Annotated in this window: 14 protein-coding genes, 1 pseudogene and 1 other annotated feature; of the genes and pseudogenes, 3 read left to right on the forward strand and 12 right to left on the reverse strand. The window is 41.9% G+C overall.

Translation table 11 applies throughout. The features are described from left to right. Nucleotides 1-32 precede the first annotated feature (32 nt). Nucleotides 33-611, reverse strand: a complete 579-nt coding sequence (gene thpR, locus CE058_RS10010; protein WP_053071379.1) for an RNA 2',3'-cyclic phosphodiesterase — start codon at nucleotides 609-611, stop codon at nucleotides 33-35. 272 nt (nucleotides 612-883) lie between these two features. Between thpR and cysK the strand changes: the two genes are divergently transcribed. After that, nucleotides 884-1,816, forward strand: a complete 933-nt coding sequence (gene cysK, locus CE058_RS10015; protein ID WP_048010817.1) for a cysteine synthase A — start codon at nucleotides 884-886, stop codon at nucleotides 1,814-1,816. A gap of 50 nt (nucleotides 1,817-1,866) precedes the next feature. Here cysK and dat read toward each other — a convergent pair whose 3' ends face one another. The 5 genes and pseudogenes from dat to CE058_RS10040 all read right to left on the reverse strand — a co-directional run bounded on the left by dat (nucleotide 1,867) and on the right by CE058_RS10040 (nucleotide 7,600). Continuing rightward, nucleotides 1,867-2,736, reverse strand: coding sequence for a D-amino-acid transaminase (gene dat, locus CE058_RS10020; protein ID WP_163142300.1), 870 nt, complete (start codon nucleotides 2,734-2,736; stop codon nucleotides 1,867-1,869). 84 nt (nucleotides 2,737-2,820) lie between these two features. Continuing rightward, a complete protein-coding gene (gene pepV / locus CE058_RS10025; RefSeq protein ID WP_163142304.1) occupies nucleotides 2,821-4,239 on the reverse strand; it encodes a dipeptidase PepV in 1,419 nt (472 codons plus the stop codon). 97 nt (nucleotides 4,240-4,336) lie between these two features. Continuing rightward, nucleotides 4,337-5,550, reverse strand: a pseudogene (locus CE058_RS10030) (ABC transporter permease). Continuing rightward, entirely contained in the window at nucleotides 5,504-6,220 is a 717-nt protein-coding gene (locus tag CE058_RS10035; RefSeq protein ID WP_163142307.1) for an ABC transporter ATP-binding protein, read from the reverse strand. The pseudogene CE058_RS10030 and the gene CE058_RS10035 overlap by 47 nt, the downstream one beginning before the upstream one ends. 105 nt (nucleotides 6,221-6,325) lie before the next feature. Continuing rightward, the gene (locus CE058_RS10040) at nucleotides 6,326-7,600 is read right to left on the reverse strand and encodes a M48 family metallopeptidase (RefSeq protein ID WP_163142310.1); all 1,275 of its coding nucleotides are present in this window, start codon (nucleotides 7,598-7,600) and stop codon (nucleotides 6,326-6,328) included. A 633-nt stretch (nucleotides 7,601-8,233) separates the two neighbouring features. Between CE058_RS10040 and CE058_RS10045 the strand changes: the two genes are divergently transcribed. Then, entirely contained in the window at nucleotides 8,234-8,455 is a 222-nt protein-coding gene (locus tag CE058_RS10045) for a DeoR family transcriptional regulator (RefSeq protein ID WP_026041817.1), read from the forward strand. Between the two features lie 64 nt (nucleotides 8,456-8,519). On the opposite strand, the gene CE058_RS10050 is transcribed toward CE058_RS10045, so the two are convergent. Together CE058_RS10050 and CE058_RS10055 are read right to left on the reverse strand one after the other, a co-directional pair. Next, nucleotides 8,520-9,239: a pseudouridine synthase gene (locus tag CE058_RS10050; RefSeq protein WP_163142313.1), complete on the reverse strand. Its 720-nt coding sequence runs from the start codon at nucleotides 9,237-9,239 to the stop codon at nucleotides 8,520-8,522. 331 nt (nucleotides 9,240-9,570) lie between these two features. Beyond that, entirely contained in the window at nucleotides 9,571-11,187 is a 1,617-nt protein-coding gene (locus tag CE058_RS10055) for a putative polysaccharide biosynthesis protein (protein WP_048007812.1), read from the reverse strand. Nucleotides 11,188-11,416: 229 nt separating this feature from the next. Here CE058_RS10055 and CE058_RS10060 point away from each other — a divergent pair, with 229 nt between their 5' ends. Beyond that, nucleotides 11,417-12,685: a BaiN/RdsA family NAD(P)/FAD-dependent oxidoreductase gene (locus tag CE058_RS10060; protein WP_163142314.1), complete on the forward strand. Its 1,269-nt coding sequence runs from the start codon at nucleotides 11,417-11,419 to the stop codon at nucleotides 12,683-12,685. Nucleotides 12,686-12,711: 26 nt separating this feature from the next. Here the strand turns inward: CE058_RS10060 and CE058_RS10065 are convergent, their stop codons facing one another. From CE058_RS10065 to CE058_RS10080, 4 genes are all read right to left on the reverse strand, one after another. Further along, nucleotides 12,712-12,894, reverse strand: coding sequence for a sporulation protein Cse60 (locus tag CE058_RS10065; protein WP_009333366.1), 183 nt, complete (start codon nucleotides 12,892-12,894; stop codon nucleotides 12,712-12,714). Between the two features lie 102 nt (nucleotides 12,895-12,996). Next, a complete protein-coding gene (locus CE058_RS10070) occupies nucleotides 12,997-13,302 on the reverse strand; it encodes a rhodanese-like domain-containing protein (protein ID WP_048007814.1) in 306 nt (101 codons plus the stop codon). Nucleotides 13,303-13,473: 171 nt separating this feature from the next. Next, on the reverse strand, nucleotides 13,474-15,891 hold the full coding sequence (leuS, locus tag CE058_RS10075) for a leucine--tRNA ligase (protein ID WP_048007810.1): 2,418 nt from the start codon (nucleotides 15,889-15,891) through the stop codon (nucleotides 13,474-13,476). A 51-nt stretch (nucleotides 15,892-15,942) separates the two neighbouring features. Further along, nucleotides 15,943-16,166: a binding site (T-box leader), on the reverse strand. Between the two features lie 154 nt (nucleotides 16,167-16,320). Further along, the gene (locus CE058_RS10080; RefSeq protein WP_048007809.1) at nucleotides 16,321-16,839 is read right to left on the reverse strand and encodes a CBO0543 family protein; all 519 of its coding nucleotides are present in this window, start codon (nucleotides 16,837-16,839) and stop codon (nucleotides 16,321-16,323) included. Nucleotides 16,840-17,071: the final 232 nt, after the last annotated feature.

Consider the following 17,071-nt stretch of genomic DNA (forward strand, 5'->3'; position numbering starts at 1 on the left):
TCTATCATTTACTGTTTAAGTATGTAATTATTTTATTCCGCCAAAAGCGGAAAGATGGCAATACTTTCATATTTCGGCGATTTATCCAGATGAGTTTGATATAGAACAACTTCTGAAGCCTCAAACTCGAGGTGCCCGTCTTTAAAAGGACTGTTAACAACGAGCAGACTTTGCTGAAATGGACCTGTACCGGCCCATTTTCTTGCCATGGTTATATGAGGCTTAAACGGTCTTGTCTCCAACTTAAAGCCAGCTTCCTGACAGGCTGAATATACTTTCAATCTTAAGTCTTGAAGATGTTTGTCCTGCTGTGTTCCACACCAGAAAATTCTTGGCGCTTCTTGTTTTCCGAATACGCCAAGTCTGCTGATGTACAGCGGAAAAGTCTTTTCGTTTCTGATGGAATCAGCGATAAGCCCGGATGCTTTCTGCAGTTTTTCTTCGGGGGCAGATCCAAGGAATGCTAAAGTAATATGATAATCTTCATGGTGAACCCAGCGGCTAAAAGGCAGTTTGAGACTTACACATTCCATATATTCCTTTAACTTTTCCTTTGTTTCATCCGGCAATTTCACCGCAAAGAAAAAATGAGCATTCATTTGTTTGGACACTTGATATTCCTCCATATTTCCACTTATTTTAACAAACATCTGTTGAAATTGGCAGATAGTTTCTGTTTGTCCTCTTATTTTTGTCATCCATCCAATTCCTTTTGATTTGATTGGAATAGTCTGTTTTAGTATGATGGATATATTACGGATAGATATAGATTTCCTTTATCAGGATGAAAATAAACAAATGGACATAAAATAACAAAGATAATAGTTCTATATATTAAACTTCCTTGTTATTAAATAAAGTCATATTTGAAAGGGAGAGTCAGATGAAAGTTGTCAACAATCTTGCGGACTTAATTGGAGATACACCACTTGTGAAATTAAATAAGCTGGCACCTGAAAATGGCGCAAGCATTTATGCAAAGCTTGAATTCTACAATCCAAGCCGCAGTGTAAAAGACCGCGCGGCATATAATATGATTATCGAAGCGGAGAAAGCAGGCAAATTAAAACCTGGTTCAACCATCATTGAACCAACAAGCGGAAACACCGGCATCGGGCTGGCAATGAATGCAGCAGCACGCGGCTATAAGGCCATTCTGGTTATGCCTGATACTATGACGGCAGAGCGCATCAACCTTTTAAAAGCATATGGAGCAGAAGTTGTCCTGACTCCTGGAGATGACAAAATGCCCGGTGCTATTAATAAAGCAAATGAACTGGCTAAGGAAATTCCAAACAGCTTTGTGCCAATGCAATTTGAAAATAACGCTAACCCTGATGCGCACCGCCACTCAACTGCCATCGAAATTATTGAGGCTATGAAGGAAATCGGCAAACCACTGTCTGCCTTCGTTGCCACGGCAGGTACGGGCGGCACGATTACCGGCACAGGTGAAGTTCTGAAAGAGCATTATACGGGGTTGGAAGTGCATGTAGTGGAGCCAAAAGGCTCGCCCGTCCTATCAGGCGGAAAGCCTGGCAGGCACAAGCTTGTCGGCACAAGTCCCGGATTTGTTCCGGAAATTCTCAATACGGATGTTTATGATGAAATCCATCAAATCAAAGATGAAGAAGCATATGATACCACACGCAGAATGGCAAGAGAAGAAGGGATATTAGTCGGTCCATCCTCTGGAGCTGCCTGCTATGCCGCCATCCAGGTTGCAAAAAGGCTAAAGCCGGATGATGTTGTCGTATTCATCGTCTGCGATACCGGAGAAAGATACCTTTCAAGCGATCTGTTTCAGTTTGAATAAGCTAAGGTAAAAGACCCCAGAAAATATTCCTGGGGTCTTTCGTTTAAGAATTATCTAATTTTAACCGTCAAGCTGCCGCACTGTTTTTCAATAGCCTCTTCAAAAAAGTTCTGTAATTTATTTGTGATGGGACCAGGACTTCCATTACCAACCGGCTTTCCTTCAATCTCGATAATCGGAGTAACTTCAGCTGAGGTGCTGGACATAAAGACTTCATCTGCTGCCAGCAAATCTTCCTTAGTAAAAGCTGATTCTTTAAGTGCTATTCCATTTTCCCTGCAGATCTCATTGATCTTGCGGCGGGTAATGCCATTTAAGATCAAATTTGTTGCAGGGTGTGTATAAAGTGTTCCATCCTTTACAATGGCTATATTAGAAGAACTTCCCTCAGTCACCGTATCTCCGCGATGCTGAATGGCTTCAAAGCAGCCGGATTGGGCTGCTTTTTGCTTCGCCATGATGTTGCCCAGCAAATTCAGGCTCTTTATATCACATCGCAGCCAGCGGATGTCTTCAATCAGAATAGCTTTAACTCCATTTCTCATTGATTCAACCGGCCTAGTGGTTTCACGGGTATAGGCGGTAAGCACCGGTGCAACATCTGCATTAGGATATGCATGATTTCTAGGAGAAGTCCCCCTGGAAAATTGCATATAAACAATACCCAGTTCAAGATCATTTCTATCAATCATTTCTATAAGCATCTGTTTAAGCTGATCCTTGGAATAAGGAACGTTCAGCTCTATTTTATTGCCGCTTTCAAGAAGCCTTTCAAGATGCTCATCTGCTGTAAACATTTTTCCGTTATAGACGCGGATTACTTCATAGACGCCATCACCAAATTGATAACCGCGATCCTCAATATCGACTTTCGCTTTTGAACGTTCGATCAAATTACCATTCAAAATGACATATTCCATTTCCCGACACTCCCTGTATATGATTTGTATGTCTATCTGTCAGCTGTATTTAAAACCTTTCAGCCATCCTATCAGGTTTCAAAGTTATTTCGCAAGTTCATAAATCGCCTGTGCATAAATGGCTGCAGCCTTTAACAAATCCTCAATAAACATATATTCATCTTTTTGATGTGCGACATCTTCCCTGCCTGGGAAGAGCGGGCCAAATGCAACTCCTGATTTCAATGAGCGTGCATATGTCCCCCCGCCAATGGATAAAAGCTCTGCCTTTTCGCCAGTCTGCTGTTCATATACTTTTTTCAGTGTTTGAATCAAAACATCATCTTCTTCCACATGATGAGGCTTGGCATCTGAGAAATTCTCCAATCTGAAATGTTCGTTTTCGATTAGAGACTCAAGCTTGTTTTTCGTTTCTCCCATATCATTTGTAACGGGATAGCGTACATTAAAGCCTAAACGGCCGCCATTTTCCTTCGTATATGAAAGTTTGCCTACATTGATGGTTAAGTCGCCTGTAATATCATCCGTGCAGGCGATGCCAAGCTTTCTTCCTCTGGAATCATCACATAAGTATTGTGATACAAACTGAAAATATTGGCATGCCTTCTCATCCAGCTGAAGAGAAGCCAGGAATGATGCCATCAGTATACCGGCATTTTTCCCATTATCAGGCTCCATCCCATGTGCTGAGATTCCCTGGAGTTCGAGTATCAGCTCGCCATTATCTATGTAATACTTGCCTTCAAGCTCTGTCTTTTTCAGGAAATTAATATACCTTTGCACCACTTCAGTATGTTCAAGGTGAACCACAAGACTGGCTTTTGCAAAATCAGGAACCATGTTATATCTTCTTCCTGCCTGGAAATAGACAACCTCTGCCAATACTTCTCTGTCTGCTTCTTCGTTGTATCCAGTTTGGACAAGATCAAAATCAGAGATGCCTTTTTCAGCATAAATAATTGGGAAATCTGCATCCGGAGCAAATCCAATTGAAGGCATTTCTTCGTGTTTGAAATAATGCTCCACACAGCGCCAATCGCTTTCTTCATCTGTTCCGATAATCATTCGGACCCGTTTGCTTAAAGGCAGCTCTAATTCCTTCACAATTTTCATGGCGTAATAAGCAGCCATCGTTGGGCCTTTGTCGTCAATCGCCCCTCTGGCAAAGATCTTTCCATCGCGAATCTCTGCACCAAACGGGTCGCTTGTCCATCCATCTCCTTCCGGAACCACGTCAACGTGACAAAGTACTCCAACAATTTCTTCGCCTTCGCCGAATTCCAGATGACCAGCCAGGCTGCCGACATTTTTTGCAGTGAATCCATCCTTTTCACCAAGTGCAAGCATGAAATCGAGCGCTTCTTTTACACCTTCACCAAGGGGAGCATCATCTGTTGCATTCTCTTCGTCCAGCAGACTTCTGATTCTCAAAAGGTTTTGAGTATCCTTTATTAATTCATCTTTTCTCTTATTAACCTCTTTTTGCCAATCCAATACGTTCATACAGTTGCCTCCTTAACTTGAACATTTATGATTTCCCCATTATAACCCATTTTGTCCGCCTTTTGCTTATGGGATAGTTTAATGAAACATACATTTATTATGCATCAGGAAAGCTGAACCTTGCCAAGATGAGCGTTGAGGCGCTTAAAAACAGCCCTAAGAGTAAAATGGCGATGAGGAAAAGGGCTAAAACAGTCCTATTTCTCGCAGTAAAGTAAAAATCCTTTTCACTGTATTTTTTAGTAAAAGGGTGAGACATAATGGCTTTATCCCAAGTAAGGGAGAGCCAGGAATACATCAGGAAAAGAAAGACAACTGATACAATCACCTTAATCCATAGAGGCGGTATAAGAAGAATGCCGGCAGCGCTCACGGAAATAATTTGAAAATAACTGAAAATATACGAGGGGTTTCGAATAAAATCTTTAAAAATAATTCTGCCAGTCCCGTTATAGGTGTTCTCTTATTAAAGATCCTTCTGGAGTTTCTGAATAATAGCGGTTTTGTCCGCATTGAAACAACTGGCTTTTCCAGATCAGGAGCCATCATAAATATCCATTTTATATACTTTGTTTTTTCTTCTTGTTCAAGCATAACCTCAAATTCTAAGGCTGAGATTTTTTTCAGCAGCCGGGAAGCTCTTATTAGTGCACCTGAAAGCAGCAATGCTGATGCAATTATAACCGGAAATTCTGCACCGATAGACCAGAGTGAATATACAAGCTGGCTGAACCAGCTTAAGAGTACAAACAGCACAAAGGTGATCACATATCTTTTTAATTTCCCTTCAATCCTTTTCAAAAAATAAGAAACTATCATAATAGACCATTTCATTGAGATGAAAAAGAGCAGGAAGACAGCAATTTGGCTCCATTCCAAAAGATATCTATTCTTTAAAAAGGGAAGAAAAACAGCAATCATTGCTACTGTACCCATTGCTTGAAAAAATAGTGAGTAAACAAATCCCCATTTTCTCATTCCCATAAAGAGGGTCTTATTTTTTACCAGAAATACCTTATCTGCCTCTAATACAAATGGACGGAAATTTCCCATCCATGAAAAAATATAGAACAGAAAGAATAGGAGAAACAATGGCAGGCCAGCCATCCACTCCGGAGTTTCCAGCCACCAGGAGCGATAGATCATTCCAAAGATGACAGTTCCCGGAACAATGAGATAGACCATGATGGTCCAATCTGCAATGGAACGGAAAATACCAAACTGATAACTCCAGCTGTTTATTAGCCTTCTGAGAAAGAGAGAGTTACTTTTCATTGCGGTTCCCCTCTGCGATCTGATGAAAACATTCATAAAGTGACCCAGCAGGAAGACCGCATTGCCGCCTGATATCAGATAATGTGCCTGAAGCCTTCAACTGCCCCTCATGCACAATTAAGAAGCGGCTGCATACTTTCTCTGCTGTATCCAGAACATGCGTGGACATGAGAATGCCTGCGCCTCTTTGCCTTTCCCGATCAATTGATTCCAGAAACAGTTTCATTGCATTAGGATCCAGCCCAATAAACGGTTCATCAATGATATAGACATCCGGATTGGCAATCATTGCCAGAATCAGCATAGCCTTTTGCTGCATTCCTTTTGAAAAAGTCCCGGGAAACTTGTGAGCATGTTCAGACAGGTTATACTCTTTTAAGAACTCCTCTGCTTTCTTCTTATAATGTAATTCCGGCAATCCTTCCACTGCCGCTGTAAAATCCAGGTGTTCCCAAAGTGTCAGCTCATCATAGAAAATAGGCCGTTCCGGAATATAGGAATATTTCACTCCCTCCTTAAATTCCACTGCTCCCTTTTTATGCTCCATTAATCCCAGAATCGTTTTTATCGTTGTGCTTTTTCCAGCGCCGTTTGGTCCTATAAGGCCGATTAATTCCCCATCCTGTAAATCAAATTGAATATTATGTATAATCGGTTTTTCATTTTCATAGCCTGCTGATGCAATTTCAACGTTTAATAGCTTCATTTTCTCTCCTCCTGACTATACATACGAATATCGCTGGAAAAAGTTTGCACTAATTTAATATTTTTAAAGCCATAAAAAAAACTGCCCTTCAAAGAGGCAGTTTTTTTATGGCTGGAGGATTTCCATTAATTCTATATTTTCAAAGTCCTTTGCGTAATCATAGGCTGTATAGCCCTCGGCATCTTTCACAGCGGGATCAGCACCATACTCCAGAAGCAGCGCAGCCATTTCAATATCCTCATTGAACACCGCACTCATTAAAGGAGAGGTTTGATAGTTATCGATCACATTAGGGTTAGCCCCACTTTCGAGCAGAAGAGCAGCGCTGTCATACTGGCCATAAGAAACAGCCCAATGTAATGCAGTAGTGCCGTCTGCATCCGTTTCCTCAATATCCGCACCATCAGTCAATAATGTGTGAACCATGTCAGTATCATTTTCGCTCGCTGCGTTCATTAGTGAGGTGGCACCTTCAATCCCCATAACCGTTTCAGTCCATAAATCCATTTTTTCAAGTGTTTTAAAACCAAACCAGAGTCCTCCGGATAAAATCGTCAAAGATAGGACTGACACTGCTGCTCCAATCCAAACTCTGCCCTTCGGTTCTTTTAATTCAACTGTAGATTCATTGGCAAAAAACTTCGATAGGGCATATATTCTTTTTGGCAAGTGCGGGTGCGTGGATAGTTTTTCATTCAGCCAGACAAAAAATCCAGTTTCTGTTTGAAGCTGCTCCATATATGCCTGTTTATTGACCTTAGGATAAAGGTCTTTTCCAATGGCAAGCATGGTTAAAGCATCCCTTGATGCTTCAAAAGACTTTATATAAAAGGCAGCATAACGATCACATGTATACTCGCATGCTCTCAGGTACGCATTCCCCAGGAATGGAACCCACATAGCAGGAAGGAGCAGGAGACTTATGATAACATGTTTTCTTTTTAAATGAGCGAACTCATGGGCCAGGACGAACAGCACTTCCTTTTCAGCTCCCCGCTCAACCAGCTCAAAAATACCAGAATATAAGACAACCATATTTCTTCTGAAAAATCTGGTGGCAAAGGCATTTAGAACCCCTTCAGACTCAATTACGTAAATATCCGGCAGATCCTGTAAACCCATTTCCTTCGCAGTCATTACTGCTTTTTCATAAATCTCCGGAAACTGTTTCTCACTTATTCTTACCCCGTTTCTTCTGATGCCTCCCATCATAATTCCATGGAACAAGAGAGATACAAGGATCAAAGTTAAAATAATTACAATCCCAATAATAGAAAATGCGAGAAAAATATAAGACACAATACTAAATAAGGCAACAAATGCAAAATAAATACTTTCCTTCGGGTATACCAGGCGATCTCTCAGAGTGTGAGCTTCCATAACTTTTCTTCCTTTCAATCTTATAAAGTGAAACTTCAATCAGTGGGGGGTTCCTTATCCCCACTGATTGTTAGTTGTGGCCCACAGGACAAGGAAGGCTTCGTCAGCATGAGCATCGCACGACCGAAAGCGTTAGCTTTTGGGAGGATGTGGCGTTCTTAGTCTTTGTCCTTCTTCGGGCCTTTACGGGCAATTTGACTGCGATAAATATACCAATTGATTATAATCAAAAAACAAATTTTAGGATATAGGAAAATTTAGAGCATATTTTAGAATTTTCTGTACATATTACAAGCCCCTTCTGCCATAAGGTATAGTAATAATGCCTTTTCGCATCGAAGTTTAATTACAGAAATTTAGGGAATTAAACATACATCAAAAAAGGGGGGAACGCAAAGACTAAAAAAAGAAGCACCATTATAAATATTTTGTAAAATTTTAGCCTTGAAGTAGAAATAATCAGATAATAGCGTTACAATATAGTCAGAGGTATGACATCTTGACTAAAAACCAGAGTATAAAGGGGTTGTCTGGGGAAAAGAAAACTACATACGATTGAAGGTTAACCTTCAATGTAGCTGTCGGTTGCAGAAAATTGCCATGGGGTTTGAAAAAAGGATAGGGAGTGGTTTTTTGAAACCTTCGACTAACCGGATGTTAAACCGTGTAAAATCCGTCTACATGTTTATAAGTAAGCGCGGAACTGTAACAACTCAGGAGCTTGTAGAGGAATTTGGCATCACTCCTCGCACCATTCAAAGAGATTTAAATGTCCTCGCCTACAATGACTTGGTTAAGAGTCCGAGCAGAGGCAAATGGACTATTACTCAAAAGAAAGTAAAGATGTCATCTTAATACTCAAAGCAAAAACAGCATAATAAATAAAAAATCGCCCTGCTCTCAGGGCGATTTTTCTGTCTTATCCCACTTCATAATTCATCAGCTTATCAAGCTCTTCTTCCGTCAATTCCCGATATTCTCCCAATTCCAATGTCTCATCCAGCTCGAGCGGGCCCATGGAAAGTCTCTTTAAGTAAATGACTCTTTTTCCCACAGCTTCGAACATCCTTTTCACTTGATGGAACTTGCCTTCTGTTATTGTTAATTCTATATCAGAGGTGATGCCGGACTTAAGAATTTTTAATGTCCCAGGCTTAGTTTCATAGCCATCGTCCAATATAACCCCTTTTTGAAATGCGGCTATATCCTCTGCTGTAACTTCACTGTCTATGACTGCAAAATAGGTTTTGGGGACATGTTTTTTGGGTGAAAGCAGGCGATGGGACAACTGGCCATCATTCGTCAGAAGCAAAAGCCCTTCTGTATCCTTATCGAGACGCCCTACCGGAAAAGGAGAAAACACAAGGTCTTCCATTTCGAGCAGGTCCACCACGGTCTCAGATTGTGAGTCCTCGGTTGCGGAAATGACGCCAGGCGGTTTGTTCATCATTAAATAAATGAATTCCTTGTATTCAACTTTTTCGCCGTTGATGACAACGACATCCTGTTCAGGATCCACATGTTGTTTTGGATCCTTTACTTTCTCATCATTAACTGTTACTGCTCCATCTTTTAAAAGCTTTTTAACATCCTTGCGGCTGCCGTAGCCGAGATTGGCGAGCATTTTGTCTATTCTCATAATGACCCTCCATATTAATCAAATTTACCCTAATTTAGTTTTAAGTTCGTTAGTAAAATACCTTAAATATTCTGCCCGTTGATTTCAGCACGGGTCACTTGCTTTCCGCGGGGCAGGCGGTGAGCCGCCTCGTCGCTTAGCGCCTGCAGCTACTCCCGCAGGACATTGAATAAACTTTCTCGACTGAACATCGCAGGAAGAAAATGCGTCAGCATTTTCGAGGATCAAGTACCCACAGCGAAGATCAACTCTGTGCTTTGGTATAAAGGCAACTAAAACAAACCCTAGGAATTCTTTAGAAAAGGCCCCCATCATGGAGACCTTTTATTTTTTATGCTTTCAGTCTTAATTTCTTCAGCATTCTATCAACCCTTGATCCGAACAGGAGATAGATTAGTTTTGTTCTGAAGCTTAGGTAGAAATAAACTCCGGCTCCTGCTGCTCCGCAGATGATGACAATAATTATTGCCCCGACACTGGATGCAGGCGATAAGAAGCTGGTGGTAATTTGATAAACCAAGCCTGCAGCAATGTACATGCATGCAGTAAATAATACAATTAGCATACCACGTCTTAAAACAAGCTTGAATGGATATTTGGCATATGTTTTTATGACATAAAGGTTAATTAAGATCGCCGCAATATAGCCAAGCGCTGTGGCAAAAACGGCTCCCTGTGTTTCGAACAGTTTTATGAGCGGAATATTCAATGACAGCTTTACAAGCAGGCCTGTCAGCAAACTCAAAATTGTGAAACGCTGTTCATTGATTCCCTGCAGAATGGCTGCTGTTACCGAAAAATAAGCAAAGAGAATTGCCACCGGTGCATATGTTCTCAACACTTCAGTACCCAAATCTTTATGCTCATAGAATAGGGTAAAAACGGGCTCTGCAAGCAGGGACAAGCCTGCCACGGCAGGAAGAGTCAGAAATAATAGCACCTGGAACGTCTGGTTCAGCTGGCGGTTTAAGTCTGCCCGATCTTCTTCCATAAATGCTTTCGTCACACTCGGCACAAGCGTCAGCGAGAAAGCTGTGGCAAGTGAGACAGGAATGATGACCAGCTTATGTGTCTCAAAGTTCAGGACAGAGAATGCTGCTACAGCATTGCCTGCTTCGCCAATAGCGTCCATCGCTCTTGTAAATGTAATCTGATCGATGAATTGAAAGAGCGGATTTGCAAGACCCACAAACACAAAAGGTGCAGCATAAAGAATGATTTCTTTATATATTTCCTTGAGAGAGATGTCCACTGTTCCTTTATCTTCTTCAAGCATTTTATCCAAATGCGGCTTGCGCTTATACCAATACCAGAATAACACCCCGAGACTTCCGAGTCCGCCAATAAAAGCTGCGAAAGTGGCGACACTGATTGCCGTAGTGATAGAGCCTTCCATAACATTTAAAACGACATATGCACCCGCAAGCACAAACAGGATGCGGACAATCTGCTCCACCACCTGTGAAACCGCAGTAGGCCCCATGGACTGGTGCCCCTGGAAAAATCCTCTTATCAGACTCATGAAGGGAATAATAATCAAGGCAAATGATACTGCTCTGATAACGGTTGTTACATCTTCAACACTTACCTCCACATCTTCCCCTGCCAGGGTCATTTCGGCAACCGTTGGAGCAAGGAAGAACAGGATCAGGAAGGAGATGACTCCGCTTGCAGTCATGATCACCAAACCTGACTTGAACAGCTTTCTGCCGACAGCATACTCCTCTATTGCATTATATTTAGAGATAAACTTTGAAACTGCCAGCGGAACCCCTGCAGTTGCGATACTAATAAAGATTGTATAAGGTGTATACGAAAAGGAATAAAGGGCTGTCCCTTCCTTACCGACTATTTGATAAAAAGGAATAACATAAAACAAACCAAGAACCTTCGAAATAATGGTGCCAAGTGTAAGGATGAAGGTTCCCTTTAAAAGCTTAGATGACATATAATCCCTTCCTTAAAAAAGCTGCGCAGTAATCTAGAACTGTATATGAATGCCGAGCTGCGTTCGTCATATTTCTATCTTTTTAGACACACTATTTGTAGTGTACTCTTCTTGCCGGGGAAATTCCACTTGCAATACCGTATAATGAGGGATTATTTTTAGAAATAGGATATTTGATTTATAATGAATCTATTGTTTACTTAGCGAATTTAGATAAGTTGGTGAAACCATGAAATATGATGTAATAGTGATAGGCGGAGGTCCTTCGGGATTGATGGCAGCAATCGGTGCTGCGGAAAAGAAGGCAAAGGTCCTTCTCATTGACAAAGGAAACAAGCTTGGAAGGAAGCTTGCCATTTCCGGCGGAGGCCGGTGCAATGTCACAAACAGGCTCCCAGTAGATGAAATCATTAAGCATATCCCCGGCAATGGGAGATTTTTGTATAGTGCATTTTCCATCTTCAGCAATGAAGATATTATCCGCTTCTTTGAGAATTTGGGAATTGAGCTGAAAGAGGAAGATCATGGGCGGATGTTTCCCGTTACCGACAAAGCGCAATCGGTTGTTGATGCCTTAATTTCAAGGCTGAAGGAACTAAAGGTCGATATCAAAACAGACAGCCCGATCCAGGATGTTCACTATGAAAATGGCAGGGTGAAATCGGTAGAATTAAAAACAGGCGATGTTTATGAAGCACACTCTGTTGTGATAGCAGTCGGAGGAAAGTCAGTTCCTCACACAGGCTCAACCGGTGACGGCTATGCATGGGCTGAAAAAGCAGGCCATACTATTACGGAGCTTTTTCCAACTGAGGTTCCGCTGACATCTTCAGAGAGCTTTATTAAAGAAAAAGCGCTGCAGGGATTGTCGCTTCGGAGTGTGGCACTTAGTGTTTTAAACCCTAAAGGAAAAGCGCTTATAACACATCGGATGGATATGATTTTCACCCATTTCGGCATTAGCGGCCCGGCGGTCTTGCGCTGCAGCCAGTATGCGGTGAAAGCGATGAAGAAGTGGAATTTGAAAGAAGTAACCATGAACCTGGATGCACTCCCGGATACAAAGGAAGAACCTCTTTTTCAGGAAGTGTCCAAAAAGATTAAAGAAGAACCGAAGAAAATCATTAAAAACCTCTTAAAAGGGCTGCTTCCGGAAAGGTATCTTTTGTTTCTTCTTGAGCAGAACGGAATTGATCCATCTGCACAGGGGGCAGCTATTTCCAATGAAAAAATCAGAGGCTTTGTTAAGGGCTGCAAATCTTTTCAGTTTAAAGTAACCGGCACTTTGCCTCTCGATAAAGCTTTTGTTACCGGCGGAGGTGTTTCCGTCAAAGAAATCGAACCGCAGACAATGGCTTCAAAAATGATGGAAGGTCTTTTCTTCTGCGGAGAAATCCTCGACATCCATGGCTACACAGGCGGATACAATATCACTTCTGCACTTGTAACAGGCCGGTTAGCCGGATTAAATGCAGCATCATCTGCACATACCGTGTAATAAAGATAGAGCCTGATGCACTAGAGTCAGGCTCTATATATTACCATGGCAGAGAAACAATAAATCTGTTCGTCTTCATCCTCCTGCACTGCGGCCACATTATATTTTATATCCAGCAGCTTTTTCTCCTCAATCTTCTCCAGAAAATGATTCATATCCTTTTCTAGGTCTTTTTCATGCTCGTGATCGAATAATTTTACCTTAATCACAGGAATTCTCCTCCCAGCGTTTTTTATTAGCTTGGTCAATTTTCCGAATTTTTAAAATTAAAAAACTTAAAAAAACGGAGCCTAATTAGCCCCGTTTGGATATTATTCCGTTTTCCCCTGCCAGTTCATCATGCCGCCAGCCATATTGCGCACCTTATATCCTTGTTCCTGCATGTAATGACAAACATTTCCGCTGCGATTGCCAGAGCGGCATATAATAATGTACTCAGTCTCTTTATCAAATTTATCAAGATTCTCAGGGATCGTGCCCATGCGGATATGTCTGGCTCCTGGAATCATTCCGGATGCCACCTCTTCATCTTCTCTAACATCTACAAGCTCAAGCTTCTCTCCAGCCTCCAGCTTTTTCTGCAATTCATCAGTGGTAATCTCTTCAATACGGTCCAAACCTAACACCCTTTCCTGAAAACTTTTTAAATAGCACTTTGCCTTTACTAATGCTGCCACTCCTATAATACCCTATATGGCACGAAAAAAAAAAAAAATGAGAAGTTTCTTTAACACAAATACAAAAAAACCACCCTTGATCAAACAAAGGGTGGTTCATCTCAATATAACTTAATTTGCAACGATGTTTACAAGCTTGCCCGGTACTGCAATGACTTTACGGACAGTTTTTCCATCAATTTGCTCTTTTACTTTTTCATCACCCATTGCGATTTGCTCCAACAGGTCTTTTTTGGCATCGGCCGGAACCATTAGCTTCGCTTTGACTTTGCCGTTGATTTGAATCACGATTTCGACCTCGTCATCCACCATTTTGGCTTCATCAAATGCCGGCCAGGCTTCATAAGCAATGGACTCATCATGGCCAAATTTTGACCAAAGCTCTTCTGAAATATGAGGAGCGATTGGTGAAAGCATTTTAACAAAACCTTCTGCAAAAGTTTTTGGCAGCACATCTGCTTTATAAGCTTCGTTAATGAATACCATCATTTGAGAAATAGCTGTGTTAAAACGAAGTCCTTCGTAGTCCTCAGTTACTTTTTTCACCGTTTGGTGGTAAACCTTTTCAAGACTGCTGCCTTCTTCAATGTCTTGAATTCTCGGGCTTAATTCACCAGTCTCTTCCACAAACAATCGCCAGATGCGGTCAAGGAATCTTCTTGAGCCATCCAATCCATTTGTAGACCAGGCGATGGAAGCTTCAAGCGGCCCCATGAACATTTCGTATAAACGAAGAGTATCTGCACCATGGCTCTCTACGATTTCATCCGGGTTAACGACATTGCCTTTTGATTTACTCATTTTCTCATTGTTTTCCCCAAGAATCATACCCTGGTTGAATAGCTTTTGGAACGGTTCCTTCGTATGGACAACTCCCACATCGTAAAGGACCTTGTGCCAGAAGCGGGCATATAGAAGGTGAAGAACCGCATGTTCAGCTCCTCCGATATATATATCAACCGGAAGCCATTCTTTTAATTTCTCGGGATCTGCAAGAGCTTCACTATTTTTCGGATCAATATAGCGAAGGTAGTACCAGCAGCTGCCTGCCCATTGCGGCATTGTGTTCGTTTCCCTGCGGCCTTTTTTACCAGTTTCCGGATCCACAACATTAACCCAATCATCGATGTTGGCTAATGGTGACTCACCAGTACCGGATGGCTTGATCTCCGTTGTTTTTGGAAGCACTAATGGAAGCTGATCTTCCTGCACGGCAGTCATTGTGCCATCTTCCCAGTGGATGACTGGAATCGGCTCGCCCCAATAGCGCTGGCGGCTGAATAACCAGTCACGAAGACGGTAAGTAACCTTCTTAGTGCCAATACCTTTTTCTTCAAGCCAGGCAATCATTTTCTCAATAGCGTCCTCTTTGTTTAAACCATCAAGGAAACCTGAATTCACATGCTCGCCATCGCCAGTGTATGCTTCTTTATCAACATCTCCCCCGGCAACGACTTCTTTAATAGGCAGATCAAATTGCTTGGCGAACTCATAGTCGCGCTCGTCATGTGCCGGAACCGCCATGATGGCACCTGTTCCATAGCTGACTAGTACATAATCTGCAATCCAGATTGGCATTTTTTCGCCGTTAGCCGGGTTGATCGCGTACGCACCAGTAAAGACACCCGTTTTTTCTTTAGCAAGATCTGTCCGCTCAAGATCGCTCTTGCTCTTTACTTTGTCAATGTAAGCCTGAACTGCTTCTTGCTGCCCCTCTGTGGTGATCTTATCAACAAGCGCGTGCTCTGGAGCAAGTACAGCATATGTTGCACCATATAATGTGTCAGGACGTGTTGTGAATACGGTGAATGTGCCATCATGTCCTTCAATATTGAATGTCACTTCGGCTCCTTCAGAGCGGCCGATCCAGTTGCGCTGCATATCCTTAAGGCTCTCTGGCCAATCCAATAAATCAAGATCTTCAAGCAGGCGATCCGCATAAGCCGTAATTTTCAGCATCCACTGTCTCATTGGGCGGCGTTCTACCGGATGGCCTCCGCGCTCGCTTTTTCCGTCGATAACCTCTTCATTTGCAAGTACTGTTCCAAGTGCAGGACACCAGTTAACAGCTACTTCATCGATATAAGCAAGCCCTTTTTCATAAAGCTTTAAGAAGATCCATTGAGTCCATTTATAGTATTCAGGGTCTGTTGTGTTTACTTCACGATCCCAGTCATAGGAGAAGCCTAACGCCTTGATCTGGCGGCGGAAGGTGTTGATATTCTGTTCTGTGAATTCTGCCGGGTCATTCCCTGTATCAAGTGCATATTGCTCTGCAGGTAAACCAAATGCATCCCAGCCCATCGGATGAAGGACATTATAGCCCTGCATGCGCTTCATGCGGGAAAGGATATCTGTTGCCGTATATCCTTCCGGGTGGCCAACGTGTAGACCAGCGCCTGAAGGATATGGGAACATATCAAGCGCATAAAACTTGCGCTTGCCTTTATCTTCAGTTGTTTTGAATGTTTTATTTTCTTCCCAGTGGCCCTGCCACTTTTTTTCAATCTCCTGATGATTGAAACTCATTTTTGTTTCCTCCTATTAATGAAAATAAAATAAAAAAACCCCTCATCCCAAAAAAGGGACGAGAGGATTATGTATAAATCTCCCGCGGTACCACCCACATTAGTGAACATGTCACTCGCTTCATTCATCCTTAACGCGGAAAACGGCAAGCATTACTGGTATTTCACACTTGCTGCTCAAAGGCGAGTTCATGATGTGCCCGGCTGACTTGCACCTGCCGTCAACTCTCTTAAAACGGGCGCTGCACCACTACTGCTCCTTATCTAAGCATTTTAGTATAAGAATATGACTATTGTAATAAATTTCCCGCCAGGATGCAAGTAGGCTTATCCTGACAGGAATTTAATACTTAGAATATGCAAGGCTTTTAAAATTGTGCACCATGTTTCATTTTCTTTAGGGCAAAATGTTTCCGAAACCATTCAATCATTATTTCAAATCGATCAGATGCGGATGAAAGAGCCATAATAGAATCGCAATGATAGGAAGCGAAACTGCCATAGCAATCCCCGGTTTTTTATAATGCATTCGCAGCATGATGAACATGATGAGATTAAACAGCACAGACCACCAGAAATTCCACCCATTATCATAAACAAACAATCCCTTTTTAGAAAACAAATACTCCAGCACTGAGAAATAAACGATCCACACGCCAGTATAAAAAATCTTTTTCTTTAGATTTTTTTCCGGAAAATAGCGAAGGTAAATCATGACGACGACCGGAATAATCAACAAAGTGAAGGTGATTTCAATAAACGTGTGATTCAGCCAATCCAGCGTAACTGCCCTATAGGCCCATAGGGTATGATTATAAAATAAAAAATTATATAGAAAGTTGGCAATGATATAAAATTGGACAGTTGGATAGTATTCTTTCCATCTTTTCCAATCGACGAATTTCCAGGCAAAAAAAATATAGACAAGTACAACCAATAATAAATACACAATATCTCCACCAATTATCTGCCATCAATTCAGTATCAACAATATACCCATAGTTTCAGAGGTTTTATTCGCATTACTGGACAAGAGAAAAAGAGGGCCATTCTCTGCCCTCTCTAAAAAACTGCTATGCGCATTCTTATCGCAGTCTAACGGACAGTAAGACCCCCACTTCAAGACTCAGAGGAATCACAAAGGAGGATAGGCGGGGGTCAAACTGCCCGTAAAGGCCCGA

It is taken from the genome of Bacillus sp. 22-7, from assembly GCF_010628845.1.
GTDB lineage: Bacteria > Bacillota > Bacilli > Bacillales > Cytobacillaceae > Cytobacillus > Cytobacillus firmus_B.

Excerpts from the sequence above, each read along its gene's own strand:
- cysK (WP_048010817.1), top strand. The coding sequence starts at position 884 with ATGAAAGTTGTCAACAATCTTGCGGACTTAATTGGAGATACACCACTT.
- CE058_RS10055 (WP_048007812.1), bottom strand. The coding sequence starts at position 11,187 with ATGTCATCTAAGCTTTTAAAGGGAACCTTCATCCTTACACTTGGCACC.
- pepV (WP_163142304.1), bottom strand. The coding sequence starts at position 4,239 with ATGAACGTATTGGATTGGCAAAAAGAGGTTAATAAGAGAAAAGATGAA.
- CE058_RS10050 (WP_163142313.1), bottom strand. The coding sequence starts at position 9,239 with ATGAGAATAGACAAAATGCTCGCCAATCTCGGCTACGGCAGCCGCAAG.
- dat (WP_163142300.1), bottom strand. The coding sequence starts at position 2,736 with ATGGAATATGTCATTTTGAATGGTAATTTGATCGAACGTTCAAAAGCG.
- CE058_RS10040 (WP_163142310.1), bottom strand. The coding sequence starts at position 7,600 with ATGGAAGCTCACACTCTGAGAGATCGCCTGGTATACCCGAAGGAAAGT.
- CE058_RS10060 (WP_163142314.1), top strand. The coding sequence starts at position 11,417 with ATGAAATATGATGTAATAGTGATAGGCGGAGGTCCTTCGGGATTGATG.
- CE058_RS10035 (WP_163142307.1), bottom strand. The coding sequence starts at position 6,220 with ATGAAGCTATTAAACGTTGAAATTGCATCAGCAGGCTATGAAAATGAA.
- leuS (WP_048007810.1), bottom strand. The coding sequence starts at position 15,891 with ATGAGTTTCAATCATCAGGAGATTGAAAAAAAGTGGCAGGGCCACTGG.